The 9,584-nt window shown below is 40.0% G+C and carries 8 protein-coding genes; 7 read left to right on the forward strand and 1 reads right to left on the reverse strand.

Features of this window, described 5'->3' with window-relative positions:
* The first annotated feature begins 118 nt into the window (after positions 1 to 118).
* Both AC1DND_RS10070 and AC1DND_RS10075 read left to right on the forward strand, forming a co-directional pair.
* Positions 119 to 892 carry a helix-turn-helix domain-containing protein gene (locus tag AC1DND_RS10070; protein WP_477581287.1) on the forward strand — a complete coding sequence of 258 codons (774 nt, stop codon included), beginning with the start codon at positions 119 to 121 and terminating at the stop codon, positions 890 to 892.
* Positions 893 to 1,064: 172 nt separating this feature from the next.
* A complete protein-coding gene (locus AC1DND_RS10075) occupies positions 1,065 to 1,817 on the forward strand; it encodes an ester cyclase (protein ID WP_477581289.1) in 753 nt (250 codons plus the stop codon).
* A gap of 133 nt (positions 1,818 to 1,950) precedes the next feature.
* On the opposite strand, the gene AC1DND_RS10080 is transcribed toward AC1DND_RS10075, so the two are convergent.
* Positions 1,951 to 2,892, reverse strand: coding sequence for a Dyp-type peroxidase (locus AC1DND_RS10080; protein ID WP_477581291.1), 942 nt, complete (start codon positions 2,890 to 2,892; stop codon positions 1,951 to 1,953).
* A 255-nt stretch (positions 2,893 to 3,147) separates the two neighbouring features.
* On the opposite strand from AC1DND_RS10080, the gene fdhD reads away from it, so the two are divergent.
* The 5 genes from fdhD to AC1DND_RS10105 all read left to right on the forward strand — a co-directional run bounded on the left by fdhD (position 3,148) and on the right by AC1DND_RS10105 (position 9,542).
* Positions 3,148 to 4,026: a formate dehydrogenase accessory sulfurtransferase FdhD gene (gene fdhD, locus AC1DND_RS10085; RefSeq protein ID WP_477581293.1), complete on the forward strand. Its 879-nt coding sequence runs from the start codon at positions 3,148 to 3,150 to the stop codon at positions 4,024 to 4,026.
* Positions 4,016 to 4,366 (forward strand): DUF7009 family protein, encoded by a 351-nt coding sequence (locus AC1DND_RS10090; protein WP_477581295.1) that lies wholly within the window; start codon positions 4,016 to 4,018, stop codon positions 4,364 to 4,366. Before fdhD ends, AC1DND_RS10090 begins: the two co-directional genes overlap by 11 nt.
* 3 nt (positions 4,367 to 4,369) lie before the next feature.
* A complete protein-coding gene (locus AC1DND_RS10095; RefSeq protein WP_477581297.1) occupies positions 4,370 to 6,727 on the forward strand; it encodes an FdhF/YdeP family oxidoreductase in 2,358 nt (785 codons plus the stop codon).
* A 60-nt stretch (positions 6,728 to 6,787) separates the two neighbouring features.
* The gene (locus AC1DND_RS10100; RefSeq protein ID WP_477581299.1) at positions 6,788 to 7,705 is read left to right on the forward strand and encodes a bestrophin family protein; all 918 of its coding nucleotides are present in this window, start codon (positions 6,788 to 6,790) and stop codon (positions 7,703 to 7,705) included.
* Between the two features lie 202 nt (positions 7,706 to 7,907).
* Entirely contained in the window at positions 7,908 to 9,542 is a 1,635-nt protein-coding gene (locus AC1DND_RS10105; protein WP_477581301.1) for an ABC-F family ATP-binding cassette domain-containing protein, read from the forward strand.
* Positions 9,543 to 9,584: the final 42 nt, after the last annotated feature.

Here is a 9,584-nt window from a genome sequence, read left to right on the forward strand (position 1 = left end):
CTCCAAAGTATTTTACTTTATCTTGGTATCCTCCCAAATTATTGGAGGGATATATATCCGAGAAAAATTTTGTACAGCATAAATAGAAGCTGTATTTTTATCAGTACCAACAGCAAAAATGAAAATTGAAGAGTATATACCGACCGAATTACTGAGACCTTTCATCAAGGCATACAGAATTGTTGAAAGTGAAGTGGAAATGACAAATAGGATTTTGCCAGGCACTTCGCTTGTTGTTGCTTTTCGTTACAAGGGACAGGTTAGTTACCTATCAGACGATAGAGAAGAACTTTTGCCTGTTTCAACTATTTCTGGTTTAAGAAAATCGGTAAGACTCGTCCACTATTTACAAGATTCCGCGACCATAGTTGTTCAGTTTAAAGAGACAGGGGCTAAAGCATTTTTTAACGAACCGCTCTATGAACTCTTTGAAGAAAGTATTTCTCTTGATGCTTTCATTAAGAGAAATACAATTGAAATTATTGAAGAACAATTAGCCGAAGCTCAAAACAATATTCAAAGGATTGCCATCATTGAGCAGTTTTTATTATCACGATTAGACAGCCATACACCTGACAGATTAATCTCAGCAGCGGTAGAAATAATTCATTCAACAAAAGGTGCAATCAGAATAAAAGAATTAGCAGACACGCTTTGTATCAGCAATGACGCTTTTGAAAAGAGGTTTAGGAAAACAGTTGGCACATCGCCAAAACAATTCTCCTCTATTATAAGGATGGAGGCAATTGTGAGGCAGAAACAACAAGCAGAAAGCCTGGCAGGCATAGCTTTTAACGCAGGATATTACGACCAACCTCATTTCAATAAAGACTTTAAACTGTTTACGGGGCAAACACCATCAGCGTTCTATAAATCGCCTAACTTTTGGTAATTCAATGATTTTTTACAATGATTTGGCTTGAGTTGTTCTGAAATTTGAAGTATAAAAAATATAACCGATGACTTCAATACTCAGAATAACCTTCGCATTATGCACCGTAATGATGTGCAAGCAAAATAGCTTTTCCCAAGTTACTAACAGGTCATTAGAAAAATCAAACAAGATGGATAACAATAAACAAAAGGAGCTCATTTATTCCCTCTACGATACGGTATTTTTAAAAAAACGGTATGAGAAGTTATCAGAGATAATTTCACCGGATTATATAAATCAGTTTGGAGCCAAGGGCGCCACTGGCTTTCAAGAAACAATATTTGAGTTAACAAAAGCATTTCCAGATGCTCAATGGGAAGTAAAAGAGATAATTGCTGATGGAAATAAAGTAGTAGTAAAACAAAAATTTAGTGGAACTCATAAAAATCAATTTCAGAATATTCCGCCAACCAATAAAACTGTTTCTGTTGACGGGATAGCAACCTATGAATTTAAAAATGGCAAAATAACTGGAAGTCAGATACAAACGGACCGCTTAGGCTTTTTACAACAATTGGGTGTCTTACCCATCGACCTCACAAATTTATCCAATAAAAAAGAAAATCGTGATGAGATATACTTCGTCGATAAGTTTTCAGTTCCCAAAGTATCAGTTGAAGAGTTTGTAGAGAGAATGAATTATAACAGGGTGTTTATAAAAACTTTGCCAGGCTTTATAAGTGATCAGGTTTTCGAACAAAAAGACAATGCGGGCAATTTGATCATTATAACAATTGCCGTTTGGGAAAACCAGGATAAACTAAATCAAGGGAAAACAACCGTACAAACAGAATATAAGCGAATAGCATTTAATCCTGTTGAATTTTACCAACGATTAAATATAAAAATGGAAAGAGGACAATATTCAAAATTTAAAGAGTGAGAAATGTGCAAAGATGCTTTTGGGAATTTCCAAACCATCAACGATTAGCTGATGCACATTATCGGTAAGGAACGGTGATTTTTGGTTCAAGCCCGGTCTCGTATTACCTCGCATCAATCATCACAAGAATTAGCTACATGCCTTCTTCAGCATAAGCCTGTAGCATGGTAAGGCTTGGTGCAAAATATAAGGTGCCTGTGTGCGGAGTGCTAAAATCAAGGATCCGATCTGAATTGCCAGGCGGGTAACCAATGAACATTCGTGTTAACATTTCTTTAACGGTACTGAAATTTTTAGAATAAGCAATAAAGTAGGTTCCAACTTCACCTTTTGAAGGATGTCCGAAAGGCATATTGTCTCTAATTATTTTAAGGTCATTTCCTGCTTTATCCTCAATTCCTGCAAGGGCACTATGGGAGTTGCTGGGTTTTACATCATCGGTCATTTCGATATCGCTCATTTTATACCGACCGATTACTTTCTCCTGATCCTCCGTTGAAAGCGCTTCCCAGTTTTTCATTTCATGTAAATATTTTTGCACAAAAAGGTAACTCCCGTTTTTATATGCTGGGTCCTCCTCTCCAACAAGAGCGAAAAAAGGCCTTTCATCACCAATTGGATTTTCCGTTCCATCAACAAAACCCAGGATCGAACGGCCATCCCAGTACCTGAATCCATGTATCTCCTCCAGGCAATCGGCAACTGGCAGCATGATGCTCGCAATGTCACTCGCCATATCAAAACATATTGCCATGTCAAGCGCCCGAAGATGGATATGGATATCTCCCGGAGTGGATACTGCGATATGTTTTGCGCCGATAATTGGCTCGAAATTACAAAGTTCCTTAGGAGGAGGCAAGGGTAATCCCAGTTTTGGCCAGGCCGAAAAGCCCACGCCCAGTACACAGCTCGTTCTTCCTTTTACCACCCTAACGGCATAAGAACGGTTCATATTCTCTACCAGTGCACAAAGCCTTTTGAAGGCCGGCCTGATGGCTGCTCCATCTTTAAATTTCCAAACCGTAAAAATGGTATTGTTATTCGGATAGTCTGTTACGTTTTGAGATTGATTCACAGTTATATTTTTTAAGCGTTTAGTCTGACTAATATTCCTTCTTTTGAAGTTAAATATAATTAAATTATAATTGGTTCGGAATGGCAAGGCCTCACAAAATAAGAGGCTTTATCAGTGTAAAATCATATGCCATAGCTGCAAGCTTAGTAGGCTTGGGCACGCTGCTGGCTCAATAATTATATCATGAAATAACAATTGCTTTGTATTCAAAATAACTATATTTAGTGTTAATTTCTGACTTTACCAATCATTGTTATGAGGGATGTTCCATCAGTTTCGATTAAGCACCTACCTGTCAATAAAGTTTCAGGTTTCATCGCTTCGCCTTCATTGGATATATTATCAGTGGAAGAGCCACTCGAAATTAGAATAGTATATGGACCGGCAGGGAACCGGATTGAAAAGAATATTTCCATCACGATGCGCACACCCGGAAATGACCTGGAACTTGCGCTTGGGTTTTTGTTTACAGAGGGCATAATCTCTTCATATGGAAATGTTAAAGCCATCAGCCATATATCCATGCCCTGTGAACTGCAAAAAGAAAATATTGTTTGTGTAGAATTGACTGAAGGGTTTATGCCCAATCTTTTGCAATCTGACAGGAATTTTTATACCACCTCAAGCTGTGGAGTTTGTGGCAAGGGTTCTATACAATCCATTAGAACAGTAAGCCCTTATTCAAATTTAGCCCATCAACAGGAAATGCGTTTATCTCCAGATGTATTTTACAGCTTGCCCGAAAAATTGAGGCTGGCCCAAAGCAATTTTGCAGCAACTGGTGGTATCCATGCTTCAGGTCTCTTTACCATAGAAGGCGAATTGTTATTACTCTGTGAAGATGTGGGGCGTCATAATGCATTGGACAAGCTAATCGGTACTGCGCTAAATAAGAATATGCTTCCTTTAAGTCAATTTATATTGCTTTTGAGTGGAAGGGCCAGCTTTGAACTCATCCAGAAAGCAGCCATGGCCGGAATTTCTATTGTGGCTGCAATTGGTGCTCCATCAACCCTCGCCGTAGAATTGGCCAATGAGTTCGATATTACATTGCTTGGTTTTCTTAGAAACGACAGATTTAACATATATACCATTAACGATAAGATACTAACCCCGACATCGCATGAAAATTAGAATTAAAGGCAATTCATTAAGATATAGATTAACCAAATCAGAAGTGGAGGCCCTGGGTACTGTTGGGTTTCTCTCCGAAAGTTCCCATTTCATGAGCAAAACATTGGAATACGCCATAACAACTACAAGTGATGACAACCTAAGTGCCGATTTTATTGATAACCGCATCGTGCTGTACATGCCCAAGAAAATGGTAAAAGAACTGGTCAATACAGATAAGGTAGGATTTAGTAACCTGAGCGGGCCTGTTAGCTTGTTGATAGAAAAGGACTTTACCTGCCTGGATAATGTAGAAGAGGACCAAAGCGACAATTACCCCAATCCCCATTTAAATAGTTAAGGTATGGAGAACGATAAAAAAGAACCTGCTGCAGAAAATCCCTATAAATTGTTAGGCCTTAAACTAACACCTGTAAAAACATGGGCTGCTGGCATACCCGCAGTGGTGGCCGCATTCGGAGATCTAATTGAAGAAAAAACACTTTTAAGAGGGACGAGGGCATTGTTTAAAATGAATCAGGCAGGTGGTTTCGACTGCCCGAGCTGTGCCTGGCCGGATCCGGATGATGAGCGTTCTCCATTGGGAGAATATTGTGAAAATGGCGCAAAGGCACTTGCCGAAGAGGCTACAACCAAAAGGGTTACTGCCGAATTTTTTAAGGAAAATTCTGTTTTTGACCTGGCAAAGCTGGATGACTTTACCATAGGGAAAATGGGGCGGTTAACCGAACCAATGTACCTGCCACAGGGAGGCACCCACTATCAACCTATCTCCTGGGAAGATGCATTCTCGAAAATTGCAGCCCATCTGAATGCGTTGGAAACACCAGATGAGGCAACATTTTATACCTCGGGAAGAACGAGTAATGAAGCATCATTTCTTTACCAGTTATTTGCCAAAGAATATGGGACCAACAATATGCCCGATTGCTCCAATATGTGCCATGAAACATCAGGTACTGCACTACGCCCCACGATTGGTATTGGAAAGGGAACCGTAAAGCTCGAAGATTTCTACGATACCGACGTAGTTGTGATCGTAGGCCAGAATCCGGGAACCAATGCACCAAGGATGATGAGTGCCCTCGAAAAATGTAAAAAGAACGGAGGTAAGATCATTGCCATAAACCCCTTGCCTGAAGCAGGATTAATGGGATTCCGTAATCCTCAGGAGGTAAGTGGTGTGCTGGGTACTGGCGGAAAACTCGCTGATATTTATCTGCCTGTAAAAATAAATGGCGATATGGCCCTTTTGAAAGCGATTGAACTGCTTCTGCTTGAATTTGAAAGAAAATCTCCAGGAGCGGTATTCGATCATGATTTTATTGCCGAAAAAACAGTTGGCTATGGTGCTTTTATCGAGCAGTTCGAAACCTATAAATTAGCAGAACTTGCAAAGGAATCTGGGGTTTCTACTGCGTTGATTTATGATGCTGCACAAATGCTGGCGTTTAAAAAAAGAATTATTATCTGCTGGGGAATGGGAATCACCCAACAGCCCAATGGTGTAGATATGATTAAGGAAATGCTCAACATCCTGTTGTTAAAAGGCAGTATTGGTAAACCCGGGGCAGGTGTTTGTCCTGTTCGTGGGCACAGTAATGTTCAGGGAAACAGGACCATGATGATTGATGAAAAACCTACGGATGCCCAACTAGACCGTCTTCAGAATTTTTATGGCTTTAATCCTCCCCGTAAACATGGGTATGATGTGGTGAGGGCAATTAAAGCCATGCATGAAGGGAAACTCAAAGTCTTATTCTGCTTGGGAGGGAACTTTCTATCTGCAACACCAGATACAAACTACACCGCCAATGCGGTACGAAAACTTAATTTAATYGTTTCCGTATCTACAAAACTGAACCGTAGCCACCTGGTTCATGGAAAGGAATCCATGATATTGCCAACACTGTCCCGGAGCGATATTGATATGGTAAATGGTGTGCATCAGTTTATCACTACAGAAAACTCGATGGGAGTAGTGCAGTCATCAAAGGGAATGCTGAAACCGGTATCAGACAATCTCATCAATGAAACACAGATTGTATGCCGTATGGCGATTGCAACTTTGGGCGATAAATCGGTCATCGACTGGAAACGTTACGCAGAAAGTTATGATGCCGTAAGAGATGACATTGAAAAATGTATCCCAGGTTTTGAAAACTACAATGAAAAGGTTAGGCGTAAGGAAGGATTTTATCTGCCTAATCTCGCAAGGGACGGGAAATTTATTACAAAGGATTTTGGAGAAAAAGCACCATTTACATTAACCAGTCTGCCTGAAAACAACTTGGAAGATGGGGAATATATGATGGCTACCACTCGTACACACGATCAGTTTAATACCACCATTTATGGGCTTGATGACCGGTACCGGGGCATAAAGAATGAACGTAGAGTAGTATTTATGAACCAGAACGACATTGATGGTGCAGGGTTCAAAGCAGGAGATAAGGTAGACTTATTCAACTATGATGATGGAATAGAGCGGATAGCACCACTGTTTATTATTGTTTCCTATCAGATTCCTGAAAAAAATGCCGTTACCTATTTCCCGGAAACAAATGTCCTGGTAGGGATCAACAATGTAGTGAAAGAAAGCAATATGCCTGCATCGAAATATGTAAAGATCAGGATTAAAAAACATGACCCCGGGATATATGAAAGGGTGAAAAAACTGGAACAGGCTGTTCAGTTATAATCTGAAAATAGACAGGAACGACCACGTTATAAATAAAGATGCTTAAAGCCAAAATATAGTATGATCATTAGAAATAAGGAAAACTGGTTTAAAATGCTGTTTGTTTGGCATGGTTCTGTTCTTCCAAAGCTCCTTCCCAGACTCGCGTTACTTTTTGTTTTGTCAGTTGGTGTTGTATTCTTCAATGGTAGAATCTTTTCCTTCAAAATCCCTTTAAATCCAACACCTTTAACCTTATTTGGATTTGTACTCGCATTGTTCCTCGGTTTCCGTAACAATGTTAGTTACGATAGGTTTTGGGAAGCGCGGAAACTCTGGGGAGCCCTATTAAATTGCACACGTTCATTGGCCCGGCAAGCACTTACGCTTCCAGAGCCCCCAGTCGACAGATCACTTTCGCATCAATTTATTGATCTTCTCGTCTCTTTTACCTATGCCCTCAAACATCAGCTAAGGGATACAGACCCACAACCGGACCTTAAAGCACGGCTTAGCGAAACACAGTATGGTTTTATCCTCTCCGTAAAGTACAAACCTGTTATGATTACGAAACTGATGGGCGAATGGGTAGCTAATGCACACCAGACTGGCCGCATTGACACTATACAGCAGATGAGATTCGATGAAAACCTTGATAAACTGGCCGAGATTGTTGGTGGGTGTGAACGTATTATTTCCACCCCCATTCCTTATAGTTATCGGGTGTTGTTGCACCGTACTGTCTATTTGTACTGTTTTTTGTTGCCCTTCGGGCTGGTTGATAGCCTCCAATGGCTTACCCCGTTTATTGTAGCCTTTATTGCCTATACTTTTGTAGCCTTTGAGGCCATTGCAGATGAGATAGAACAGCCTTTCGGCACAGCATCGAACGACCTCGCCCTAAATGCAATGTGCCTGACGATCGAAACCACTTTGAAGGAATTGAACGGTGAAGAAATTTCTGGGAACATCATCTCAAAAAATGGCATTATCGATTGATCATTATTTACCCTGAATTTTATTTGTAAACGGAATCTTAGTCCAATTAATTCATCCATAAATTGGTTAGGTTTAGTATGGTGATAGATCAAGAATTTTTAAAGATCTTAGTATAAAACTGAAACCTTTTTTATGTCTTAAAATTCTCACGATAATTTACGCGCTTTCCTTTATCTTTGCCGCGAATTTAATATTCCCAATCGTGATTAATGTAAATAATATCTCCGTTTCATTTGGCGGAACCACCCTTTTTAGCGATGTAACCTTTTCGATAAACGAGAACGATAAAATCGCCTTAATGGGTAAAAATGGTGCAGGCAAGTCGACCATTCTAAAAATCATTGCCGATGTAGCTAAACCTACTTCTGGTAGCGTAACAGGTCCGAAAGAAGCTGTGATTGCATATTTGCCACAACATTTGCTCACTCATGATAATGTTACTGTTTTTGAGGAGACCATGAAAGCTTTTGCCGAGGTAAACCAGATGCAAAAAGAGCTTGATGAGCTGAATGAACAACTTACTATCCGTACCGATTACGAAAGCGATGACTATATGAAGCTTATCGAGCGGGTATCTGAATTAAGTGAGCAATTTTATTCTATTGAAGAAACCAATTATGATGCAGAGGTAGAGAAAGTGTTAAAAGGTTTGGGTTTCGAGCGTAAAGACTTTACCCGCCAAACTTCTGAGTTTTCGGGTGGATGGCGTATGCGTATCGAGTTGGCCAAAATTTTATTAAAGAAACCTGATCTCATCTTACTGGATGAGCCTACCAACCACATGGATATCGAAAGTATTCAATGGTTGGAAGATTTTCTGATCAATTCGGCAAAAGCCGTGATGGTAATCTCGCACGATCGTACCTTTGTAGATAACATTACCAATCGCACCATTGAGGTAACGATGGGCAGGATATACGATTATAAGGCCAAATACACCCATTATCTTCAACTGCGTGCTGAGCGTCGTGTACACCAGTTGAAAGCTTACGAAGAACAACAACGTTTTATTGCCGACAACCAGGAATTTATCGACCGCTTTAGAGGAACCTATTCTAAAACCTTACAGGTGCAATCGCGTGTAAAAATGCTCGAGAAACTCGAAGTAATCGAAATCGATGAAGTGGATACTTCGGCATTAAGATTGAAGTTTCCTCCATCACCACGTTCAGGTCAGTATCCGGTAATGGTAGAAGAGCTTACCAAAACTTATGGCAATCATGTTGTATTTGAAAAAGCATCTATGGTGATCGAACGAGGAGAAAAAGTAGCTTTTGTCGGTAAAAACGGCGAAGGTAAATCGACAATGATTAAAGCCATTATGGGTGAGATTGATTTCGAAGGCAGTTTAAAAGTAGGGCACAATGCTAAGATTGGCTATTTTGCGCAAAATCAGGCCGCATTATTGGATGAAAACCTAACGGTATTCGAAACCATTGATCAAATTCCGTTAAGCGACGGCTMAATAAAAATCAAAGACCTTTTAGGCGCCTTTATGTTCAGTGGCGATGATACCACAAAAAAGGTTAAGGTACTTTCTGGTGGCGAGAAAACCCGTTTGGCCATGATTAAATTGTTGTTAGAACCCGTAAATGTATTGATCCTGGATGAGCCGACCAACCATTTGGATATGAAGACCAAAGATATTATTAAAGACGCGTTGAAAGATTTTGATGGTACTTTGATTTTGGTATCGCATGACCGGGATTTCTTAGATGGATTAGCACAAAAAGTGTTTGAATTTGGCAACAAACGCGTTCGTGAACACTTTGAAGATATAAAAGGATTCTTAGCTTATAAGAAAATGAATAGCCTGAAGGAAATTGAGCAAAGTTAAATAAGCACCGCGGTCGTCAGTCTGTCCAAAGGACTCCTGTGG

It is taken from the genome of Pedobacter sp. 01N416 (assembly GCF_056399685.1).